Below are 22,759 nucleotides of genomic sequence, written 5' to 3'. Positions count from 1 at the left end.
CCCTTATTCGGCCTTGGCGACCTGCATGCGGCCGGTTGCCGTGCGGGCGGAGTACTGCGGACGATACATGTCCTCCACCTGCGCTGCCGGCAGGTCATAGGTGCCAGGGGTGACGGCGCGCACGACATAGGCGAGGCTGACCTCGCGGTTGTCGCCCGCGTTGCGGTTGAAGGCCGCGACGAAACGGTCGTAGCGGAACTCCGTATGCGCCGCCTCGGTCTCGCCGAGCCAGTCGAAGTTCGAAAGCTTCGCGCTGTCGACGAGGCTCGGATTGTCGATCTCGAAACCAGCCGGCAGCAGGTCGGTGATGATGATGCGCGACGGCCAGTCATTGTGTTCCGTCACCTTCAGCACCACGACGTAGCGCTCGTTCTGCGTCGCCTCCGTGATGTTCGCCTCCTCGCCGTCGAGCGTGTAGTAGGTGCGCTCGATGGCAAAGCCGTCGCCGCCGGCCGGCAGCGGGTCGGCGGGAGCCGCAACCGTGGTCAGCACGGCCGAGACCGGCTCGCCGGTGCGGTTGGCGATGGTCAGCGGGTTTTCCATCAGGGACTTGCCCGTCATCTGCGCGGCGTAGCCGCCGGCGCGCTCGGCGCCGTTGATTTCGAGCTTCAGGTCCTTGTCGGCATCCTTCACGGACCGCGCGGCGAGCAGCATCCAGGTCTGCTCCTGCGTGCTGGTCCAGCGCTTGTCCTCCCACTGCTTGGCGACGAGCTTCGTCAGTTCCGGAATGACATTGGGAACCGGCCGGCTTTCTGCGGCAAGCGCCAGGATGGCGGCGCCGTCGCGCAGCGACGAACCGTAGTCGGTGCGCGAGAGGCTGGCATTCAGGATGCCGTCACGCGAGAGGCCGAGCGCATTGGAGAAGATCGTCATCGAGCGCTGGGCATCGCCATAGAGACCGAGCGCGCCGGCAAGCTGTGCGCGGGCGAGCGGCGAGGAGAACTCCGAGAGCTTCGTGTCCGCATAGTAGCGCAGGTCGCTGATCGCGGCCTTGCGGTTGCGGGCGAGCACGTAGAGCGCGTAGGCGATCTCGGTGCCCTGGGTGGAGACATTGACCTCATAGGAGATGGAGTTCTGCAGGTTGGAAAGTGCCTGCAGCATGGCCTGCTCCGGCACGTCGAACTTCTGTTCGCGCGCCCTTGTGAGGAAGTCCGTCACGAAGGCATCGAGCCAGAGGTCGCCATAGCCCGGCGACCAGAGGCCGAAGCTGCCGGACGAGGACTGGTTGGCAAGCACGCGGTAGATGGCGTCCTGCACGCGCTTCTGCGTTTCCGTGTCCTCCGGCAGGCCGGACTGTTTGGAAAGCTCGCTGAGATAGAGCAGTGGCAGCGCGCGGCTGGTCGTCTGCTCGGTGCAGCCATAGGGGTAGCGGTCGAGCGCCATCAGGAGTGCCGGGATGTCGAAGGCCGCGGCGCGCGAGACGCTGAGGCTGACCGAAGCGCCGGCAAGCTGGCTGTCGGCCAGAAGCTGGTCGTCGATCGTCAGGCTGCCGTTTGCGGCAATCTCGATCGGCCGGCGCGTGGTGATCGGCATGGCGGCCGGGCGTACGGGCACATTGAGTGCCTGTTCAAGCGACATGCCGGAGCCGTTCGACAGTTTGACCGTCACGACGCCGTCGCCTGCCTCACCGCCGATGAGCGGCAAAGTGAGCGCCGTCTTGCCACCGGGCTCCAGCTTGATCGTCTGGCCGGCACCGGTCTGTTCGACCATGACGGAGGCATTGTGCGTGACCTCGACCGTATAGTCGCCGGCAGGCGCATCCGTGTTGACGATGTCGAGCCTGAGATCCGCCCGGTCCCCGGGTGCGAGGAACTTCGGCAGGCTTGCCGTCACGACGACCGGATCGCGGATGATGACGTCCTTTGATGCGCTACCGACGCCCGTCTTGGTCCAGGCAACGGCCATGATGCGGGCCGTGCCGTTGAACTGCGGAATGTCGAAGCTGACCTTGGCCTTGCCGTCCGCATCGAGTTTCACGGGGCCGGCGAAGAAGGCGACCAGCTTTTCTGTCGGAGGCTTGCCCGAGAGCGCGCCTTCGCCGCCGTCACCGCCGGTGCGCAGGCGCCCGGTGGCGCCGAGCGAACCGTCGATCAGGCGGCCGTAGAGGTCGCGGATTTCCATGCCGAGGCGGCGTTGGCCGAAGTACCAGCCGGCCGGATCGGGCGCTTCATATTTGGTGAGATTGAGGATACCGACATCCACGGCGGCGACCGTGATATAGGCCTCCTCGTTGGCGCCCGCACCTGCCACCTGGAGAGAGATGTCGAGCGGCTGACGCGGCAGGGTCTTTTCCGGCACGTCGAGGGCGACATTGAGCTTACGCTCGGCAGGATCGACCTTCAGCCAGGTGATGCCGATGGCGCGCATCGGCATGCGGCTTTCCTGGTCGGAGCCCGGGCGGAAGAGCGTCGCGGTGACGTAGGAGCCCGGTCCCCATTCCTTGGTGATCGGGATTTCCACCTCACCGCCCTCGGCGCCGACCGCGGCGGTCTGGGTGGCGATCAGGCTTTCGGCGCCGACGGTGATCAGCACCTGGCCGGCATGGCGCGGCGAGATCTTCAGCTTGGCCGTGTCACCGACCGCGTAGTTTTCCTTGTCGAGCGAGATCTCCAGCGCGTCGGGTGTTTCCGTAGAGGTTGCGGCGACATACCAGCCCGCGTCGAACTCGACGCTCGTCGCCGGGCCATCCGGTTCGGGGCTTTCGACTTCGAGACGGTAACGGCCCCAGGTGACGGGAACGGAGATCTTGCCGCCATCCGACGCGACGTCGAGGGTGCCGTTGGAGACCTGCTGCGTCGACAGCACCGGCTCATAGCGCCAGGAGCTGCCGTCGCGGTACCATTGATAATTCCGCTCGACGGCAAGCAGCTTCCAGGGCAGGCCCTGCATGGCCAGTTTGGCACCATCCGGGCCGACAGCGACGACGTGGAAGTTCGCGATGCCGTTTTCCGAGAGTTCACCCTTGAATTCCGGCTTCACGCCGATCATCGGGCCGGTCGCCTTGACGGGCAGCGTCAGCGAGCGTTCGACGGCGCGGCCACCGGCCTCCATCATGCGCAGCGTCACCAGCGCTTCGAGGCGCTGCGTGGTCGAGGGGAGATCGGTGACGGTGACGTCGAAAGTCGTCTTGCCCTCGTCGTCGAGCACATCGAGGCCTTCGAGCGGCGTCGTGCTTTCCTCGATCGCTTCCTCGTCCGTCAGGCCGAAGACATATTCCGGAAAGGCCGGGTCCGCGCGTGTCGGTTTCAGCGCGACATCGCCCTCGATCTCAAGGCCCGCACCCGGTGCACCGTAGAGATAACGGCCTTCGACGGAAACGGGGACCGGCACGCCGGTTTCGATGTCCTTCGCCGTGCTCGTCATGTCGAATTCGATGCGGTCCGGCACGAAATCGTCGACGAGGAAGGTTTTTTCGGCAATCGCCGTGCCCTTCGGGTCGGTGTAGATCTGCATCGTCCAGGTGCCGCGCATGCTGTTTTCTTGCAGCGGCAGATCGATGGCATGGCCGCCGAGGGCTGCGCCATCGGAGACGAGGCGGCGGTCTTCCACGCCGTCCGGCCGGTTGAAGACGAAGGTGAGCGGCAGTTTTTCGACCGCATTCGCCTCGATGTCACGGGCGAGTGCGGTGGCATGCACCGTCTCGCCGGCGCGGTAGATACCGCGTTCGGTCCAGGCGAGCACGTCGATGGCGCCGGGTGCCGGGCGACCGGTGACACCACGGTCGGAAAGGTCGAAGCCGGCGCGTGTCATGTCGAGGAAGACGAAGTCGGATTCGCCCTTCTTGGCGAGGATGACGGCGGGCGTCATGGCGGCGGTGCCGCGCATCAGGCCGGCGGTGAAGGTCGCGCGACCCTCCGCATCGGTCGTCGCGGTGCCGAGCACTTCGTTGTTGGTGGCAATCAGCTGGAGGTCGACGCCTTCGAGCGGTGCTGCGCTATCGAGCGAGCGGGCGAAGACGTTGAGGCCGTCCGTGCCGGCATAGGTGGTGAGGCCGACATCCGAGACGACGAACCATTGCGTCGCCTTCGCGTCCCATTCGTTGCTGCGGCCGTTCGAGGCGGCGGCGGTCAGCACATAGACGCCGGGCTTGCGCTCCGGCAGTGCCTCGTCGACCGGGAAGCTGGTGACGACGTCCTTGTTGAGTTCCGGCGAAATTTCGATCTTGCCCTGCCAGACGAGCTGGCCGTTCTGGCTTTCGATGCGCTCGGCGGAGTAGCCGTCGAGCTGGGTCAGGAACCGGCTGTCGGCGAGAAGCCCGGCGATCGCGCGATCACCGACGCGGTAGAGTTTTAGGTCGGCGCTGTCGGTGTTGACCGAGACGATCGGAATGCCGCGGCGCACGCTGCCGGGCAGCACGAAGCCGTCACCGGTGAAGCGCACGGTGGCGGTGCGGTCCTGCACGTAGATGTCGAGATCGACCATGGATTCCAGCGGCTCGTCGACCGCGGACGGCAGGCCGGGGCGGAAGGCGATCTTGTAGCGCTGGCCGTGGTTCAGCCCCTCGACGCAGATCTGCCGGTCCTTGGCCTCGACTGCTTTGGGCGCCGCGCCATCCAGCGTGACGAAGGAGGCGTAGTCGGCACCCGACTTAACGAGCGGCTCGGAGAATTCGACGCAGGCGCGCGGCGTCGCGCTGTCGGAATCGATCGTGTGATTGACAATGCGGAAGCCCTGGCGGGCGCGCAGACCAAGATAGGCCGAACGGACCGCGACATCGTCCTTCAGCTCCAGGCTCGCCTTGTAGGCGTTGATACCGGCGCGGTAATTGCCCGATTTGTCGAGCGTATCGGCGAGCACGGCGAGCGCCCGCGCCCGCGTCTCCGTGGTGCGCGACAGCTGGTAGGCGTTGATCGCCGCAAGCGCGCCCTGGCCGGCGAGATAGCTGTTGCTGACGGCGCGGCCCATGGATTCGGCCGTTTCGATCCAGAGATAATAATCGTCCGGCGCAAGCGAGAGCGCGCCCTTGTAGGCGATGAGCGCCTGGTCGAAGCGGCTGGAAGCGGATTCGATTCGGCCAAGCGAGCCGAGGCTTTCCGCGCCCTGGCCGGTATGCTCGGTTGCAAGCGCCAGGCCGTCGCGGAAGGTGCGGGCATCACTCATCATGTAGTCGCTGATGAAGGGCATGGCCGGCGGCGCGCCGATATCGGCGGCATTGTCAGCCTTGATGATCTTGCCGGCGATCGCGCCCTGGAAATGGTTGAGCTGGTTGAAGTCGCTCTTCAGGAAGCACCACTTCACCTTGGGATTATAGGTAAAGGCGCGGCAGGACAGGTCATCGACGCAGTCGGTCTTGCACTGGTCGAGCGTCACGTCCTGCACGGTGCGCAGGTCGAAGCCGAAATAGTCGCTGTTTTCCGTCGTTACGACGGTGCGCGTCTCTTCGGCATGGGCGGGAAGGGGAGGTGAAGCGACAGCCGCCAGAAGAAGTGCCGAGAAACCGAAGATTGCGCGCATAGACATCAAGTCCTCCTAACGCTGCCCGTCTCTTTGCTGCCCCCACTGTCCAGACCCCGGATCGGCTTGTCAATCGAAAGACGCCATTGTCGGGGAGGTCGGAACGGGGTGGCGCATGGAACCAGGTGGAAGACGTTTCAGCCTCGCCGTTCAATCGCCGGAAACGCAGAAAATTTCAGAAGCGCGTCTGTTAACCTTTTGTTAACCATATGCGCGCAGACTTCACTCCATCAACGAGCGTTCTCGTGTCATACCGCTGTAACAGCGGCTCGCTAGAAACCTCGTCAGACACGAAAGTCGTGTTTCGGCAAACGCAGTGACCACGGATGTACTGGCACTGAGCGAAACACTTCCCTGGCCAAGCCGGGATGAGGAAGCGGGGGTTCGGCCCTCGCTTTTTTCATTTCCGGCCTTTGCCAAGCATCTCGTGCTGGACCCCTCCCGGTGATTGCTCTACCGATGAAACCCGCCCTTTAGACGGTTCACCTGCCGTCCTTCCATTCTCCTCCGGGACGGTTTCATGTCGGATGTCGCTCTCAACGTTTTGCCTGTCTTCGCGCTGATCCTGATCGGCTGGGTGCTGGTGCGCACCGGTTATCTTCGGGAGGAACTGGGCGAGGGGCTCGGCGAGTTCGTCTTCCGGGTCGCCGTTCCGCTGCTGCTGTTTCGCACCATCGCGGAAGCGGATTTTGCCGGCGAATCGCCGCTGCGCATCTGGATCGCGTATTTCGGCGGCGTCGCCGTCACCTGGACGGTGGCGCATCTCGTAGCGACGCTCGGCTTCAAGCGCGACCGGCGCATCGGAGTTCTTGCCGGCGTTTCCTCGGCCTTCGCCAACACCGTCTTCATCGGCCTGCCGCTCGTCGCGCGCATCGTCGGCGACGAAGGGCTGGTGGCGATCTCGGTGCTGCTTTCGGTGCATCTGCCGGTCATGATGATTGCCGGCACCATTCTCATGGAGAGGGCGGAGCGGAAGGAAGGCACGCGCGCGCCGCAGAGTTTCGCAGCCCTTCTGCTCGGCATCGGCAAGAGCCTCGTGCGCAATCCGCTGGTGACCGGCCTCGCCGCCGGTGCGCTGTTCCATGTGGGCGGCGTGCCGCTGACAGGCCCGGTGAAGGTGGTGGTCGACCAGCTGGCGGCGATGGCGGCACCGGCGGCCCTCGTTTCCATCGGCATGGCGCTCAACAAGTACAAGGTCGGCGGCAATGCCGGCATCGCGCTGGCGATGACCTCCCTTAAGCTCGTCGTGCTGCCCGGCTCCGTCTATGTCGCCTGCCGCCTGCTTGGCCTCAGCCCGGAATGGACAGCCGCGATGGTGCTGACTTCCTCCGTGCCGACAGGCGTCAACGCCTGGCTGCTCGCCAACCATTTCGGCGTCGGTCACGCGCTCGCCTCCTCGACGATCACCATGACGACGGCGCTCGGCGTCTTCACCGTCTCCTTCTGGGCCTGGTTGCTCGGCTGAAACGGTAGGCATGCATATGGTGCGGAAGCCAGATCTCTACGGCTGACGAACGACGATTCGTGGCTACCGCCTCCATCCGGCCCTATGGGCCACCTTCTCCCCAGCGGGGAGACGCTGGCAGCAGGCGGATGAGGGCGCTTCCAACAACAAAAAACCCGGCGCGAAGGCCGGGTTTTGTTTGTCTGTCTTGCCGCTGGCTTTTTACTGAGCAGCCGGCTGTTCGGTCGTGGTGCCGTGCGTCGTGCCGCCTTCGGCCGGGGTGGAGCCCTCGGTCGTGGTGGCCGCAGCGCCACCCTCTGCCGGGGTCGTTGCACCTTCGGTCGTCGTCGCGGCCGCGCCGCCGTCAGCCGGAGCCGCACCCTCGGTAGCGGTCGCGCCGCCTTCGGTCGTTGCCGCTGCACCTTCGTTCGATGCGGTCGGCAGCGCCACCGGATTGTCGGAAAGCGTGCGCAGATAGGCGATCAGGTTGGCGCGTTCGTCGTTCTTCTTCAGACCGGCGAAGCCCATGGCGGTGCCCGGAACGTGCTTCTTCGGCGCTTCGAGGAAGAAGTTCAGATGGTCGTAGTCCCACAGCACCTTGTGGCCTTCGGAGAAGGTGGTCATGCCGGCGGAATAGCTGAAGCCCTCATGCGAGGCGATCGGGCGGTTCACGATGTCCCAGAGACCGGGTCCGACCTTGTTCGGGCCGCCCTTCTCTGGGGTGTGACAGCTCGCACATTTCTTGAAGACCGTTTCGCCGGCGCCGGCATCGGCAGTGGCCAGCAGGGTTGCGATCGGAACAGCTGCGGGAGCTTCGCCACCGGCTGCTTCGCCGCCAGTTTCCTCGGCAACGATCGCGAAACCTTCCTTCTCGGGATGGCCCGAATGGAAAATGCCTTCAGAAGCGATCGACACGGACATCAGTACGAAGACGGTGCCCAATAGGGCACCTACGCCCATGTTCACATAAGAGTTCATCCAAACGCTCCCCTAGGGACCGGCGGACATACGCCGGCCAGTCTTGAAATCGCGCGGAACCTATGTCTTTTGCTGCTTCGTTGCAACAGTGATTGTAGCCCCCGCACTGAGACGTTTTGACACTTTTCCCGGGGGTTTTGAAGGGCCTGAGATGAATCCCGCCAATTTTGACAAGACCCTCGTGCTCATTCCGGCGCGCATGGCTTCGACCCGTCTTCCCGGCAAGCCGCTCGCCGATATTGCCGGCCTGCCGATGATCGTCCAGGTGGCGCGCCGGGCTGCGGCTGCCGAGGTCGGGCGGATCGTCCTTGCCGTCGATCATACGGATATTTTTGACGCGGTCGTGGCGGCCGGCTTCGAGGCGGTGATGACCCGCGTGGATCACCAGTCCGGCTCCGACCGTATTCACGAGGCGCTGACGAAGAGCGACCCTGAGGGCCGCGCCGAGTTCATCATCAACGTGCAGGGTGACCTGCCGACCATCGATCCGGAAACGATCCGTGCCGCCCTTCGCCCGCTGGAGAATGCCGCGACCGACATCGCAACGCTGACCACCGAAATTCGCGACGAGGAAGAGAAGACCAATCCCAACGTGGTGAAGATCGTCGGTTCGCCGCTCAGCGAGAGCCGTCTGCGCGCGCTTTATTTTACGCGCGCGACGGCGCCCTACGGCAAAGGCCCGCTCTATCACCACATCGGCCTCTACGCGTATCGCCGCAAGGCGCTCGAAGCCTTCGTCGCGCTTAAACCCTCGACGCTGGAAAAGCGGGAATCGCTGGAACAGTTGCGGGCGCTCGAAGCCGGCATGCGCATCGACGCGGAGATCGTTGACACCGTTCCGCTCGGTGTCGATACTCCCGCCGACCTCGAAAAGGCCCGCGCGATGCTCGCGGCCCACCCTGTTTGATACGGATTCTCCTGCCATGATCATGAAAACCAACAAGATCGCCTTCCAGGGCGAGTACGGCGCCAATTCTGACATGGCCTGCCGCGACATGTTCCCGACCATGGAGCCGCTGCCGTGCCAGACCTTCGAGGATGCCTTCCTCGCCGTCGAGAATGGCGATGCCGATCTCGGGATGATCCCGATCGAGAACACGATCGCCGGCCGCGTCGCCGACATCCACCATCTGCTGCCGGAATCGCGCCTCCACATCGTCGGCGAATATTTCATGCCGATCCGCTTCCAGCTCATGGTGCTGCCGGGTGTCACGAAGGACGAGGTCCGCACCGTGCACAGCCATATTCATGCGCTCGGCCAGTGCCGCAAGATTGTTCGTCTCAACGGCTGGAAGCCGGTGATCGCCGGCGATACGGCAGGTGCGGCAAAACTCGTGTCGGAAACCGGCGACCGCTCCATGGCGGCCCTTGCCCCGCGGCTCGCGGCCGATCTCTACGGCCTGTCGATCATCGCCGAGAACGTCGAGGACACGGAAAGCAACGTTACCCGCTTCGTGGTGCTGTCGCGTGACGAGAAGCAGGCCGAGCAGGGTGGCGAGGACATCGTCGTCACCACCTTCGTCTTCAATGTGCGCAACATTCCGGCCGCGCTTTACAAGGCGCTGGGCGGTTTCGCCACCAATGGCATCAACATGACGAAGCTGGAAAGCTACCAGATCGACGGCAAGTTCACCGCGACGCAGTTCTATGCCGATATCGAAGGACATCCGGACGAGCCGCATGTCCGCCGGGCGCTCGAAGAATTGCGCTTCTTCTCGGAGAAGGTCCGCATCCTCGGCACCTACCGTGCCCATCCGATGCGCAGCGCGTTTTAGGACGGGTTTTACCCTCGGTATTGTCTTGCGTCGTGGCGTGACGGGCATGCGCCCGTCCCGGCAGGGCCTATGCCTCCGGCTTCGGCTTTCGATAGGCCGGGTCCTCGGGCCACGCTGACAATGCGATGTCTGCCAGTTGTTTCAGTTTTTCCCGGCATGCTCCGTCGTAAGCCTGTGCCGACATGCCCTGCACGACCGCCATATAGAAACGCGCGAGCGCATCAGTGTCGGTATCGGTCGGGAGCTCGCCTTCGCTGACAGCGCGGTCAAGGCGTGTTTTGATAGCCTGCATCGCAACTTCACGGCGCGCGGCGACGTCTTGGGCGACAGACTCGCTTTCCTCCGAATGTTGAAGGACAGCGGTGGACACAATGCAGCCACGCGGCTTGTCCGGCTGGGTAATGCCCTGCACGACGTCGTGAAGGTAAAATGCGATCGCCTCGTAGGCCGTTGGCTCGGTCTGTAGCGCCTCGCCCCGGCACTTGCTTTCCCGCTCGATACAGTGGTCGAGCGCTTGCCTGTAGAGCTCTTCCTTCGAGCCGAACGTGGCGTAGAGGGAAGGGGGCGTGATCCCCATGGCCTTGGTCAGGTCCGCGATCGAGGTTCCCTCGTAGCCATGTTCCCAAAACAGCCGCGCCGCGACATCAAGCCCGACATCCCGGTCCAGTAGCCGTGGTCTGCCGCGTTTTCGCGCAGGCGCATCTTCTTTTATATCGATCACTATAATAATCCTTGACAGGCTCTTTTCGGTATTTATTGTATCGATCATTATAAAAATAGCAATGGAGCGGACGATGTCTGGAAAACTGTCGAATAAAACAGCGCTTGTGACCGGAGGATCGCGCGGTATCGGTCGCGCTATCGCGCTTGCCTTCGCGAAGGAGGGTGCGGCCCTCATTGGCGTGCACTACGGCAGCAACGCCGATGCCGCGGAAGCGACCATCCGCGAGATCGAGGCTCTCGGAGCAAAGGGCGTCGCGATCAAAGCGGACTTGAGCAAGGGCAAGGAGGCCGCAGACAGCCTGTGGGACCAGTTCAAGGCTGCAGCGGTTGCAGCGACCGGCGAGCCTGGCCTGGATGTTCTCGTCAACAATGCCGGTATCGCCCAGGCGTTCTCTCTGGCTCAAACCAGCGAGTCTTTCTTCGACGAAACGATGACGATCAACTTCAAGGCGCCGTTTTTCCTGATCCAGGCCGCCGCCGATCATATTCGCGACAATGGACGGATCATCAATATCTCGACGGGTTTCACGCGCATTGCCGCGCCGAGCCATCCGGCCTACGCAGCATCGAAGGGTGCGCTTGAAACGCTGACACTGGCGCTGGCACCGGACTTCGGTCGTCGCGGCATCACGGTCAATGCGGTCATGCCGGGTGTTACCGACACCGACATGAATGCGGAGTGGCTGGCGCAGCCGGAGGCGCGCGCGGGCGCAGAAGCGATGTCGGTCTTCTCGCGTGTCGGCACGGCCGCGGATATTGCCGACGTGGTCGCGTTCATCGCGTCGAACGAGGCCCGCTGGACCACGGGGCAAATGATCGACGCCACGGGCGGCGCCCGTATTTGATCGTATCGTTGACCGAGACACTGTTCACGGCCAAACCCGGGCTCCGTTGATCAGCCCTTCCAGTCGAGCCAGTCGCGCATCAGCCGGTGCGCGATGGCGCCTTTCGGCGGCGGCATCGTGGTGCCGGGGGCGGCGCCCGACATGGCGCTGCGCTCGATCATTGCCGCCGTCTCCGCGCGGGTGAACCAGCGGCAATCTTCCAGCTCCTGGTCGTCCAGACGGATATCGAAGGAGATCGCCTCGCCGTAACAGCCGATCATCAGGGAGTGCGGCATCGGCCAGGGCTGCGAAGCGTGATAGCGCACGCGACCGACCTTGATGCCGGATTCTTCCAAGGTCTCGCGGCGCACCGTGTGCTCGATCGTCTCGCCCGGTTCCAGGAAGCCGGCAAGGCAGGAATACATGCCTTCCGGGAAATGCGGCGAGCGGCCGAGCAGGCAGAGGTCCCGCTCGATGTCGATGACCAGCATGATCGCGACCGGATCGGTGCGCGGGAAGATCGTGTGGCTGCACGCTTCGCAGACCCGGCGATAGCCGCCGATCTCGGAGCGTGTCGGTGAGCCGCACTTGCCGCAGAAGCGGTTGTTGCCGTTCCAGGTCATCAGGCTGGAGGCCTGGGCGAACTGGCCGAGCAGGTCGTCATCGAGCATCTGCTGGCGATAGAGCGTGCGCCCGTCGGCGGCCTTCAGCGGCTCCTGCAACGTCTCGGGATCGGCGCGCACGGGAATGGCCAGCCGCGGCTCGCCGTTCTTCAGGTAGCCGAGCAGGATGGACTCCTCCGGGATCGGATCGAGTTCGGCGAGTTCGTAGGGCGCAAACAGCGGATCGATGATCTTCTCGTCATGCTTGACGACGAGTTTGCCGCCGGCGAGCGCGAAGGCGTGCACCGTCTCGGCTTTGAAGGCCTGTTCCAGGCAATCCGGCGCGCGGTGCTCTGACTGCCGGTCGAGGCTGTTTTCCGCAAAGGCCACCATGGTGCTGGGCTCGGGATGCGGGCGGTAGAGATCGAAAAGCGATGGCTTCATGGTGCGAGTGCGTCCAGCAGCTTGGCGGAAAAGGCCTTGGTTTCGTCTGCCGAGCGCGGCTCGGCGGTGCCGTAGCCCCAGACGGGGCCGGGCCAGTTCGGGTCACCTTCGTTGCGCGCGATGATATGGACGTGAAGCTGGCGGACGATGTTTCCGAGCGCGCCGGTATTGATCTTCGTTGCCCCTGTCACCGTCTTCAGCGCCTCGGAGACCAGCACCGTCTCGAAGGTCAGCATGGTCTGGTCGAGTGGTGTCAGGTCGAAGACCTCGCTGACATTCGGGCGCTGCGGCACGAGCACCAGCCATGGCCAGCGGCTATCCTTCATCAGGCGCAGTTCGCACAGGCCGATCTTCGTCAGGAGATCGCTGTCGCGCACAAGCCGTTCATCGGGTCGAAAATTGCTCACAGGGCTCTCCCGAAATGCTTGTTTCGAAGCAGTTCCAGCAAAACTGTGCCGTGATTTTGCGCCTGGAACTGCATAAGACAATAGGAGTCATGCCACGCACCCGATCCGGCTCCAACAGTTTTTTATAAGCCACGCTTGCATTCGGATGGAATATTGCCGATATGGGGGACGGGAGGTTGGTGGTGGACGAGCCACTCGCCAACCGGGTCAGGTCCGGAAGGAAGCAGCCCCAACGAGCCCGGCACGGGTCATCGTGCCAGCCTCCCACCTTTCCGTCCTGTCGGGACAGACGTTCTATCAACGGCAGGGTCTATGAGCGACGAAACCCCAAAACCGTCCAGCGAAAAGCCCGCCGCCTACCGGGTGCTCGCGCGCAAGTACCGTCCCAAGGATTTCTCCGACCTCATGGTCGGCCAGGAGCCGATGGTCCGCACGCTGACCAATGCGTTCGAGACCGGGCGCATCGCGCAGGCCTATATGCTGACCGGCGTGCGCGGTGTCGGCAAGACGACGACCGCCCGCATCCTCGCCCGCGCTCTTAATTACAAGACAGCCGAGATCGACAAGCCGACGATCGACTTGCGCATTCCCGGCGAGCATTGCCAGGCTATCATGGAAGGCCGGCATGTCGACGTCATCGAAATGGACGCGGCCTCGCATACCGGCATCGACGATATCCGCGAGATCATCGAGCAGGTGCGCTACCGCCCGGTTTCGGCGCGCTATAAAGTTTACATCATCGACGAAGTGCACATGCTCTCGACGCAGGCCTTCAACGGCCTGTTGAAGACGCTCGAGGAGCCGCCGGAGCATGTGAAGTTCATCTTCGCGACGACGGAAATCCGCAAGGTCCCGATCACGGTCCTCTCGCGCTGCCAGCGTTTCGACCTGCGCCGCATCGGCGCCTCCGATCTCGTCGGCCTGTTCACCACCATTCTCGGCAAGGAAGGCGTCGACGCCGAGCCGGATGCGCTCGCCATGATCGCGCGCGCCGCGGAGGGCTCTGCCCGTGACGGCCTTTCGCTGCTCGACCAGGCGATCGCGCACGGCGCGGGCCGCGTCGAGGTCAATGCCGTGCGCTCGATGCTCGGTCTTGCTGACCGCGCCCGCATCGTCGATCTCTTCGAGCATATCGTGAAGGGCGACGCCGCGGCAGCGCTCGCGGAGTTCGCCGCGCAATACGAGGCCGGTGCCAGCCCGCCGGTCGTGTTGACCGATCTTGCCGATTTCACCCATCTCGTCACCCGCATGAAGTATGTGCCCGATGCCACCGGTGACCAGTCGCTGAGCGAGATCGAGCGCGTGCGCGGTGTCGAGTTCGCCAATTCGCTTGCGGTGACCGCGCTTTCGCGCATGTGGCAGATGCTGCTGAAGGGCATTCCGGAAACGGAAGCCTCCAGCCGTCCGGCCGGTGCCGCCGAGATGGTCATCATCCGCCTCGCGCACGCCGCAAACCTGCCGTCGCCGGAGGACGCCGCGCGCCGCCTTGCCGAGCTTTCGACGGGCGAGGGCGGCGGCAATGGTGGACGTATTCCACAATCATCAGGCACGCTCGGTGGCAACAGCGGCGCGTCGGCGTCGGTCTCCGCTGTCTCACGGCAACCGGATGCCCCGGCGCAGCGCGCCCAGGCAGGCGGTGCGACCGTGACCATGCTGCGGCCCGTGCCGCAGGTAGACCCGACGCCCGAGCCCGTAGGGCGCATCGAGCCGGTGGAGGCTCCGCAGCCGGCGGCAACGCCCAAGGTGCCGGTCAATTCGCTTTCGGATCTCGCCGATCTCTGCACCAAGAACCGAGACATTCGCATTCGTGCGCTGCTCCGCGCTTTCGTGCGTCCCGTGAAGATCGAGCCCGGCCGGCTGGAGATCAGCCTGGCCGACGACGCGCCGAAGTCGCTTGTCTCCGAACTCCAGAACCGTCTGCAGGAATGGACCGGTTCGCGCTGGATGGTGATCCTGTCGCGCGAACCCGGTGGCCCGACTTTGTCGGAAGCCGAAACGCAGGCGCAGGAAGCGCGTGTCGCTGATGCGCGCCAGGATCCGGACGTCGCAGCAATCCTGCAGCGTTTCCCGGGCGCCAAGATCACCGACGTGCGCATCAAGGTGCAGGAAACCGAAGACGAACCCGAGACCGTCGAGGCTGCGGCCGTGGCGGAATCCGCCGAGGGCGATATCCTGCCCGGCGACGATATCGAACACTAATAGCCAGATAAAAGAGGAGAGACCGATGCGTGACATCATGGGCATGATGGGCAAGGTCAAGGAAATGCAGGCCAAGATGGAGAAGATGCAGGAGGAGATCGCTGCGCTTGAGGTGAACGGCACCTCCGGCGGCGGTCTCGTCTCGGTCACGCTCGATGGCAAAGGCAACCTCAAGGGCCTGAAGATCGATCCCTCGCTCTTCAAGGAAGACGACGTCGAAATCCTCGAAGACCTGATCGTCGCCGCCCACAAGGACGCCAAGGACAAGGCCGAGGCCGAGACCGCTGAGCGGACCAAGGCGCTGACCGCCGGCCTGCCGATCCCGCCCGGCTTCAAACTGCCGTTCTGATGTTGTAGGGTCGGGGCTTGCGAGGAGAGATTCCGATGAGCCTGATGACCCTGCTAGTCTTTGCCGGCGCGCTGATGATGGCGGCCGGTTCGCCCGGTCCGAGCATCGCGGCGCTGGTCGCCCGCGTGCTGTCGCGGGGAGCCAAGGACGTGCTGCCCTTCCTTGCCGCCATGTGGATCGGCGAGGGCATCTGGCTCACCTGCGCCGTGCTCGGCCTTGCCGCGATTGCGGAAAGCTTCCACGCCGTCTTCGTCGCCATCAAATGGTTCGGCGTCGCCTATCTGCTCTATCTTGCCTGGAAGATGTGGTTCGCGCCGACTGATACGGGCGACGCGGCGCTGCCGGAGGCGCGTTCCGGCCTGAAACTGTTCTTCGCCGGGCTGACGGTGACGCTCGGCAACCCGAAGATCATGATGTTCTATGTGGCACTCCTGCCGGCGATCATCGATCTTGGCGCGGTTACGCTCGTCGGCTGGGCGGAACTGGTGGTCACCATGTTCGTGGTGCTGGTGGCGATCGATCTCGCCTGGGTCTTCCTCGCCTCGCGCGCCCGTCTCTTCCTGAAGAGCCCGCGCGCCGTGCGCATCGCCAACCGCGTCAGCGCAGGCACCATGGCCGGGGCTGCGGCGGCCATCGCCGCCCGCTGATCAGCCGGTGAGGGCAGCGCGCAACTTGTCGTTGATGGGTGCTGCGAGATAGCGGATCCGGTCTTCCTCGGAAATGTTCTTGCCGTAGGTGCGCAGCAGTTCCGGCATGCTGACCGGCTCGCCGTCGAAGGGGGTGTAGGTCACCGCGTCGCCGGCCTGGATCACGCCGTCGTGGAGCACGCGACAGTAGAAGCCTGGGCGGCCGGCCTGCATGAAACGCCGGGCAAAGGCCGGGTCGCCCATGCGGGCGGTCAGCGTGTTGCAGGGAATGCGCGTCGAGGTGACTTCGAGAAGCACGCTTTCAGTTTCGAATCGGTCGCCGACCGAGACCGCACGGCTGTCGACGCCCTCGATGACAAGGTTTTCGCCGAAGGTGCCGGGTTCGATCGTACGGCCGAGTTCCTTCGACCACCAGTCGAGGTCAATGGAGCCGAGGCCATAGACCGCCTGCTCCGCTCCGCCGTGATGCTTGCGGTTGCAGATCGCGTCGCCAAGCAGTCCCTCGCGATCGACGACGATCGCCGCATCGGTCGGCGTCTTGAAAATGCCGGTCTTGTAGCTTTTGCCGGGGACTGGACGGGCAACACCCGTGCACACGGCGAGGATTTTGATCAAGCGTTGGCCTCCCTGAGCATGTCGCGCGAAAAGTGCGGCACGCGGTTTTGCGGTAACGACATGCGATAAACCAAAGGCCAGAGCGACAGAGCAGATCTGGAAGATCGCGATGCGCTTTGGATTCCGTTTCCCCTTGATATGGGCTAGATACCGGCAATGGCAAAACGAGTCACCGGCCCCGAAATCGAAAAACTCATCCAGCTTCTGGCGAAGGTGCCGGGGCTCGGGCCCCGCTCGGCGCGCCGGGCAGCACTCCATCTCGTCAAGAAGAAGGACCAGTTGTTGGGTCCGCTTGCCGAGGCGATGGGGGAAGCGTATCGCAAGGTGCGCATCTGCTCGTGCTGCGGCAATGTCGATACGAGCGATCCCTGCACGGTCTGCACCGACGTGCGCCGTGACCATACGATGATTATCGTGGTCGAGGATGTTTCGGATCTCTGGGCGCTGGAGCGTGCGGGTGCGATGAACGCCGCCTATCATGTGCTCGGCGGCACGCTTTCGCCGCTCGACGGGATCGGGCCGGACGACCTCAACATCCGCGGCCTCGTCGATCGCGTGGTGAAGGGCGGCGTGCGCGAGCTCATCATCGCCGTCAACGCCACCGTGGAGGGCCAGACGACGGCGCATTATATCACCGACCAGCTTTCCGGTCTCGACGTGAAGATCACGCGGCTGGCCCATGGCGTGCCCGTCGGCGGCGAGCTCGATTATCTCGACGAAGGAACATTGACGGCCGCGTTGCGCGCCCGCACGGTAATCTGAGGGAGACGCATGTTGACCATCCGCAATGCTATCAAGGGCGCGCTCGGTGCCGCGCTGATCTCGCTTGGTCTCTTCGCGCCGGCCGAGGCTGCCTCCAAGGCTGAGGTCGAAAAGATGTTCCGGACGTGGATCGACAAGGATCTCTGGCCGGTGGCGAAAAAGACCGGCGTCGGCGAAAAGACCTTTCGCGCGGCGATGGAGGGCGTGACGCTCAACTGGGACCTGCCCGATCTCGTGCCGCCCGGTTCCAAGCCGACGAAGGATCAGGCGCAAAGCCAGGCGGAATTCTCCTCGCCGGGCGCCTACTTCTCCGAAAAACGCCTGCAGGGGCTCGCCGGAAAGGGCAGCAGCCTCGCCAAGACACATGCCGCGACGCTGCGCAAGATCGAGCAGCGTTTTGGCGTGCCGGGCGAGATCGTCGTTGCCGTGTGGGGCCGCGAATCGGGCTTTGGCAGTGCGAAAATCCCCTATTCGGCGGTGGAGGTGCTGGCCACCAAGGCCTTCATGTCGACGCGCAAGGACATGTTCCGCAAGGAGCTGATCGCGGCCCTCCACATCGTTGATGGCGGTGACCGGACGGTCGAGCAGTTGAAGGGCTCGTGGGCGGGCGCGCTCGGCCAGCCGCAGTTCATGCCCACCAGTTTCCTGCAATATGCCGTCGATTTCGATGGCGACGGCGTGCGCGACATCTGGGGCTCAGTGCCGGACAGTCTCGCCTCGATTGCCAACTATCTCGCCAAGAAGGGCTGGCAGGCCGGCCGTGGCTGGGGTTACGAAGTGACGATCCCGGCGGGTGTCTCCTGCGCGCAGGAAGGGCCGGACCTCGAAAAACCGATCTCCGCCTGGGCATCAACGGGCATCACGCGCATTTCCGGCAAGGGGTTTCCATCCGGCGAGGCGAAAGCCTCGGGCATGATGCTGGTTCCGGCCGGCACGCACGGGCCGGAATTCATCGTCACGCCGAATTTCTACGTGCTCAAGGAGTATAACAACTCCGACCTCTATGCCCTGTTCATAGGCAACCTCGCCGATCGCATCGCCTATGGCAGCGGGCCGTTCCGCGGCGAATGGGGTAACGTCGGCAAGATGCTGCGCTCGGACGTGCTCGCCATGCAGAAGGCGCTCGTCGCCAAGGGCTACGATGTCGGCAAGGTCGATGGCTTGCCCGGCTACAAGACGCGCCGCTCGCTCGGCGACTGGCAGGCGAAAAGCGGCATGACGCCGACCTGCTATCCGGATGCATCGCTGAAATCCAAGCTGAAGTAAGGGTTAGTGGATTTCCACCTGCTGCTTGAACCGCTCGTATTCGTGCGGGATGATCGTCTGTCGCTCGATCATGCGGTGGACCCGCGGGTCCTCCGCCCCGCTGTGCAACTGGCGTAGTTTCTCGCCGTTTGCGGCATCGGCATGGGTGCGGCGCTGGTTGTGGCGGACATACTCCACCCAGGTCGGCACGTGGTAGGTCTCGGTCCAGATCGTCGGGTTTTCCAGGTCGCGCATCAACGCCCACTGGCCCGCGCCGTCACGAATGCGGATGCGCCGCCGCTCGGTCATCGCCTCCAGGAATTCCGGAATGTCGCCTTCCGCAATCTCGTAGTCGATCAGGACAACGATCGGACCGCTGCGCGGTTTCAGGTCGAGCGGCAGGTCCGGTTCGCTGAAGCGGTTGAGCGGATCGACATTGAGGCTCTGCAATTCCGGCAGGCCGAAGCGCAGGCCGAGTGCAGCCCCCGCAATCATCACCACGGCGGAGGCGAGAAGGGCGGTCTGCGCGCCATGCGTATCGGCCGTGGTGCCCCAGATCCAGCTTCCTGCCGCGATGCCGCCGAAGGTGGTCGTCTGGTAGAGCGAGAGTGCGCGCGCCACCACCCAGCGCGGCGTCGAGAGCTGCACGGTCGTGTTGAACAGCGACAGTGCCATCACCCAGGATGCACCGGCGATCGAGAGGACGGCACCGGTTAGAAGGGCCGTCGTGCTGAGCGCCGAGACGGTCGCGCTGATGGCAAAGCCGGTGAAGGCGAGGCGGGCGATGGTCTCGCTGGTGAAGCGTTCGCGCAGCCACGCATTCATCAGTGCGCCGCCGATGGCGCCGAGCCCGAAACAGCCGAGCAGGATGCCATAGGTCAGCGGCCCGCCGGAAACGAGGTCGCGGGCAATCAGCGGCAGCAGGGAAAGGGTGGAGCTTGTCGCAAGGCCGAACGCGAAGCCGCGCAAAAGCACCTTGCCGATGTTCGGCGACATCGAGACATAACGCAGGCCCGCCGAGACGGCGCGGCCAAAGTCTTCGCGGGGCAGGGTGCGCGGCGAAACGGTGGGTTTCCAGCGAAACAGCACGAAGAGCAGGGCGAAATAGCTGAGCACGTTCGTGGCAAAGGCTGCTGCGGCGCCGGCCGCTGCAACGATGGCGCCGCCGATGGCCGGGCCGACGCTGCGGGTCAGGTTGAAACCCATGCTGTTGAGCGAGACGGCGGCGGGCAGGTCTTCGCGCGGCACCATGTCGCCGACCGAGGCTTGCCAGGCGGGATTGTTGAGCGCCGTGCCGCAGCCGAGCAGGAAGGTAAAGGTCAAAAGCAGCCAGGGCGTGATGACGCCGTACCACGTACAGAGTGTCAGCGCGATCGCGACCGTCAGCATGAAACACTGGGCCGTCAACATCAGCTTGCGCCGGTCGAAATTGTCGGCGAGCGCGCCGGCGGCGACGGAAAACAACATGATGGGCAGCGAGATCGAGGCCTGCACCAGCGCCACCATGTTGGCCGAAGGCGAGATGGAGGCCATCATCCAGGCCGCACCCACCGCCTGGATGAGCCCGCCGAAATTCGACACCAGGCTCGCTGCCCAGATCACCCGAAAGGTTTCGTTTCGGAAGGGGGCGAGGGGGGATTTTCGGTCTGGCACGGCAGGCACTCATTCTCGACGCAGCGTTGTCAGCAATCTAGTCCATAGGACAAAAGGGGCAAGGCGGTGACGGCGAAAGTGGACGTAAAACATCGCCCACAGGCAGACGTGGTGGCCGACCTTGCAATTCCGGCGGAGTGCGTCTATATCAACCTCAAATTCTTGATCGTCAGATGAAGAGTGGGCCCGCGAGGACCCGCTCTTTTTTATTGCCCCGATCAAGCGCATGATAACGACCATCCCGGGAGGGCATGTCATGTCCGACACGACCCAGACAGAAAATACCGCCGTCGAGCCGCGGCTGATCGTCGAGACCGGTCTCGACCGGCGCGTTGCCGACATCATCGAGCCGGCCATCGAGCAGATCGGCTACCAGCTGGTGCGCGTGCGTCTTTCGGCGCAGAACGGTGCGACCCTGCAGATCATGTGCGAGCGTCCGGACGGCACGATGACCGTTGAGGACTGCGAGAAGGTCTCGATGGCCGTCTCGCCGGTGCTCGACGTTGAGGATCCGATCGACAAGGCGTATCATCTCGAAGTCTCGTCGCCCGGCATCGACCGGCCGATGGTCCGCAAGTCGGACTTTTCACGCTGGCTCGGCCATTTGCTGAAATGCGAGACGTCGATCCTCGTCGACAGCCGCAAGCGCTTCCGCGGCAAGATCGTCGCGGCGGACGAAAACGGCTTCACGCTGGAGCGCGATCAGCCCGCAGCCGGCGAAGAGCCGACGGTCGTCATCCCCTTCACGGCGCTGGCCGAAGGCAGGCTGATCCTGACCGACGAGCTGATCCGCGACGCGCTGGCCGCCGACAAGAAGGCGAAGGCCGCGCAGGCCGCCAACCAGAACGACGAAGACGGCGACGAAGAAGAATAAGTTTTGCGTGCGTTCCGTCCCGGGGGCGATTGCCCTGATCGCGGACGGAGCGGAGAGGACGGAACCGGAGCGAGCAATCCGCTCCCCAGCGCCGGCGGCAATTGCCCCGGCCAGACCATGGAGACCTGAGACAATGGCAGTCAGTGCGAACCGGCTTGAGCTTCTGCAGATCGCGGATGCCGTGGCCCGTGAAAAGGTCATCGACCGCGAGATCGTGCTTGCCGCGATGGCCGACGCCATCCAGAAGGCAGCCCGCTCGCGTTACGGCACGGAATCGAACATCCGCGCCGACATCAATTCCAAGACCGGCGAAATCCGCCTCCAGCGCCTGCTGGAAGTCGTCGAACACGCCGAAGACTATTCCACCCAGATCCCGCTGGAGCTTGCCCGCGACCGCAACCCGGACGCCAAGCTCGGCGACTTCATCGCCGACCCGCTGCCGCCGATGGATTTCGGCCGCATCGCCGCCCAGTCGGCCAAGCAGGTCATCGTGCAGAAGGTGCGCGAAGCCGAGCGTGACCGCCAGTTTGACGAATACAAGGATCGCATCGGCGAGATCGTCAACGGCACGGTCAAGCGTGTCGAATACGGCAACGTCATCGTCGATCTCGGCCGTGGCGAAGGCATCATCCGCCGCGACGAGATGATCCCGCGCGAAAACATGCGCTACGGCGACCGCGTTCGCGCCTTCGTCTACGACGTGCGCCGCGAGCAGCGTGGCCCGCAGATCTTCCTGTCGCGTACCCATCCGCAGTTCATGGTGAAGCTGTTCACTATGGAAGTGCCGGAAATCTACGACGGCGTCATCCAGATCAAGTCGGTTGCCCGTGATCCGGGTTCGCGCGCCAAGATCGCCGTCATCTCCAACGACTCGTCGATCGATCCGGTCGGCGCCTGCGTCGGTATGCGTGGTTCGCGCGTCCAGGCCGTCGTCGGCGAATTGCAGGGCGAAAAGATCGACATCATTCCGTGGTCGCAGGATCCGGCGTCGTTCATCGTCAACGCCCTTCAGCCGGCCGAAGTCTCCAAGGTCGTTCTGGATGAAGATGCCGAGCGCATCGAAGTGGTCGTTCCCGACGAGCAGCTTTCGCTCGCCATCGGCCGCCGTGGCCAGAACGTTCGCCTTGCCTCGCAGCTGACCGGCTGGGATATCGACATCCTGACGGAAGCCGAAGAGTCCGAGCGCCGCCAGAAGGAATTCAACGAGCGCACCGCGCTGTTCATGGATTCCCTCGACGTCGACGAAATGGTCGGCCAGGTTCTGGCCTCGGAAGGCTTCGCCGCCGTGGAAGAACTGGCCTATGTCGATCTCGGCGAAATTGCCGGCATCGAAGGCTTCGACGAAGACACGGCCCAGGAACTCCAGACCCGTGCGCGCGAACATCTCGACCGTCTCGAAGCGGCGATGGATGCCAAGCGCAAGGAGCTTGGTGTTTCCGACGAGCTGCGCCAGATCGACGGCCTGACGAGCCCGATGCTCGTCGCGCTCGGCGAAGACGGCATCAAGACCATGGAAGACTTTGCAGGCTGCGCGGCTGACGATCTCGTCGGCTGGTCGGAGCGCAAGGATGGCGAGACGAAGAAGTTCGAGGGCCTGTTCGCGAAGTTCGAGGTTTCCCGTGCCGAAGCCGAAGCCATGATCGTTCAGGCGCGCCTTGCGGCCGGCTGGATCACGGAAGCGGATCTCGCCACCGAAGAGCCGGTCGTCGAAGGCGGCGAGCAGGACGCCTGACCGGCGTCCCGCGGCTTCCAGAAAAAATACGG

The 22,759-nt window shown here is 64.0% G+C and carries 18 protein-coding genes and 1 other RNA gene; 12 read left to right on the top strand and 7 right to left on the bottom strand.

Annotated elements, in window-relative coordinates; all coding sequences use genetic code 11:
• Positions 1-3 precede the first annotated feature (3 nt).
• Positions 4-5,460 carry an alpha-2-macroglobulin family protein gene (locus BSY16_RS12965; RefSeq protein ID WP_069060042.1) on the bottom strand — a complete coding sequence of 1,819 codons (5,457 nt, stop codon included), beginning with the start codon at positions 5,458-5,460 and terminating at the stop codon, positions 4-6.
• 514 nt (positions 5,461-5,974) lie between these two features.
• On the opposite strand from BSY16_RS12965, the gene BSY16_RS12960 reads away from it, so the two are divergent.
• Positions 5,975-6,919, top strand: a complete 945-nt coding sequence (locus BSY16_RS12960) for an AEC family transporter (RefSeq protein WP_069060041.1) — start codon at positions 5,975-5,977, stop codon at positions 6,917-6,919.
• Positions 6,920-7,120: 201 nt separating this feature from the next.
• On the opposite strand, the gene BSY16_RS12955 is transcribed toward BSY16_RS12960, so the two are convergent.
• A complete protein-coding gene (locus tag BSY16_RS12955; RefSeq protein WP_069060040.1) occupies positions 7,121-7,876 on the bottom strand; it encodes a c-type cytochrome in 756 nt (251 codons plus the stop codon).
• A 151-nt stretch (positions 7,877-8,027) separates the two neighbouring features.
• On the opposite strand from BSY16_RS12955, the gene BSY16_RS12950 reads away from it, so the two are divergent.
• Together BSY16_RS12950 and BSY16_RS12945 are read left to right on the top strand one after the other, a co-directional pair.
• Complete coding sequence (locus tag BSY16_RS12950) at positions 8,028-8,783, top strand: 3-deoxy-manno-octulosonate cytidylyltransferase (RefSeq protein ID WP_069060039.1); 756 nt, start codon at positions 8,028-8,030, stop codon at positions 8,781-8,783.
• Between the two features lie 16 nt (positions 8,784-8,799).
• Complete coding sequence (locus BSY16_RS12945; RefSeq protein ID WP_069060038.1) at positions 8,800-9,651, top strand: prephenate dehydratase; 852 nt, start codon at positions 8,800-8,802, stop codon at positions 9,649-9,651.
• 67 nt (positions 9,652-9,718) lie between these two features.
• Here the strand turns inward: BSY16_RS12945 and BSY16_RS12940 are convergent, their stop codons facing one another.
• Complete coding sequence (locus BSY16_RS12940; RefSeq protein ID WP_069061529.1) at positions 9,719-10,372, bottom strand: TetR/AcrR family transcriptional regulator; 654 nt, start codon at positions 10,370-10,372, stop codon at positions 9,719-9,721.
• Positions 10,373-10,445: 73 nt separating this feature from the next.
• Between BSY16_RS12940 and BSY16_RS12935 the strand changes: the two genes are divergently transcribed.
• Complete coding sequence (locus BSY16_RS12935; protein WP_069060037.1) at positions 10,446-11,219, top strand: SDR family oxidoreductase; 774 nt, start codon at positions 10,446-10,448, stop codon at positions 11,217-11,219.
• 50 nt (positions 11,220-11,269) lie between these two features.
• Here the strand turns inward: BSY16_RS12935 and nudC are convergent, their stop codons facing one another.
• Positions 11,270-12,244 (bottom strand): NAD(+) diphosphatase, encoded by a 975-nt coding sequence (gene nudC / locus BSY16_RS12930; protein ID WP_069060036.1) that lies wholly within the window; start codon positions 12,242-12,244, stop codon positions 11,270-11,272.
• A complete protein-coding gene (locus BSY16_RS12925) occupies positions 12,241-12,651 on the bottom strand; it encodes an HIT domain-containing protein (RefSeq protein WP_069060035.1) in 411 nt (136 codons plus the stop codon). The genes nudC and BSY16_RS12925 overlap by 4 nt, the downstream gene beginning before the upstream one ends.
• Positions 12,652-12,822: 171 nt before the next feature.
• Here BSY16_RS12925 and ffs point away from each other — a divergent pair.
• The 4 genes from ffs (at position 12,823) to BSY16_RS12905 (ending at position 15,846) form a co-directional block, all read left to right on the top strand.
• Positions 12,823-12,919: signal recognition particle sRNA small type (gene ffs, locus BSY16_RS12920), an RNA gene on the top strand.
• Between the two features lie 44 nt (positions 12,920-12,963).
• Complete coding sequence (locus tag BSY16_RS12915; protein WP_069060034.1) at positions 12,964-14,850, top strand: DNA polymerase III subunit gamma/tau; 1,887 nt, start codon at positions 12,964-12,966, stop codon at positions 14,848-14,850.
• 25 nt (positions 14,851-14,875) lie between these two features.
• Complete coding sequence (locus BSY16_RS12910; protein ID WP_069060033.1) at positions 14,876-15,199, top strand: YbaB/EbfC family nucleoid-associated protein; 324 nt, start codon at positions 14,876-14,878, stop codon at positions 15,197-15,199.
• 35 nt (positions 15,200-15,234) lie between these two features.
• Entirely contained in the window at positions 15,235-15,846 is a 612-nt protein-coding gene (locus tag BSY16_RS12905) for a LysE family translocator (RefSeq protein WP_069060032.1), read from the top strand.
• Here BSY16_RS12905 and BSY16_RS12900 read toward each other — a convergent pair whose 3' ends face one another.
• A complete protein-coding gene (locus BSY16_RS12900; protein ID WP_069061528.1) occupies positions 15,847-16,458 on the bottom strand; it encodes an MOSC domain-containing protein in 612 nt (203 codons plus the stop codon).
• A 159-nt stretch (positions 16,459-16,617) separates the two neighbouring features.
• Here BSY16_RS12900 and recR point away from each other — a divergent pair, with 159 nt between their 5' ends.
• Positions 16,618-17,223, top strand: a complete 606-nt coding sequence (gene recR, locus BSY16_RS12895; RefSeq protein WP_069060031.1) for a recombination mediator RecR — start codon at positions 16,618-16,620, stop codon at positions 17,221-17,223.
• A gap of 9 nt (positions 17,224-17,232) precedes the next feature.
• On the top strand, positions 17,233-18,489 hold the full coding sequence (locus BSY16_RS12890; protein WP_069060030.1) for a lytic murein transglycosylase: 1,257 nt from the start codon (positions 17,233-17,235) through the stop codon (positions 18,487-18,489).
• A 3-nt stretch (positions 18,490-18,492) separates the two neighbouring features.
• On the opposite strand, the gene BSY16_RS12885 is transcribed toward BSY16_RS12890, so the two are convergent.
• The gene (locus tag BSY16_RS12885; protein WP_069061527.1) at positions 18,493-20,121 is read right to left on the bottom strand and encodes an MFS transporter; all 1,629 of its coding nucleotides are present in this window, start codon (positions 20,119-20,121) and stop codon (positions 18,493-18,495) included.
• 256 nt (positions 20,122-20,377) lie between these two features.
• Between BSY16_RS12885 and rimP the strand changes: the two genes are divergently transcribed.
• Positions 20,378-20,995 (top strand): ribosome maturation factor RimP, encoded by a 618-nt coding sequence (gene rimP, locus BSY16_RS12880; protein WP_069060029.1) that lies wholly within the window; start codon positions 20,378-20,380, stop codon positions 20,993-20,995.
• Between the two features lie 133 nt (positions 20,996-21,128).
• Entirely contained in the window at positions 21,129-22,727 is a 1,599-nt protein-coding gene (gene nusA, locus BSY16_RS12875; protein ID WP_069060028.1) for a transcription termination factor NusA, read from the top strand.
• The last annotated feature ends 32 nt before the right edge of the window (positions 22,728-22,759 follow it).

Source organism: Sinorhizobium sp. RAC02 (assembly GCF_001713395.1).
GTDB lineage: Bacteria > Pseudomonadota > Alphaproteobacteria > Rhizobiales > Rhizobiaceae > Shinella.
The sequence above is the reverse complement of the archived record's forward strand: the minus strand, read 5'-3'. Positions and strand labels throughout refer to the sequence as shown.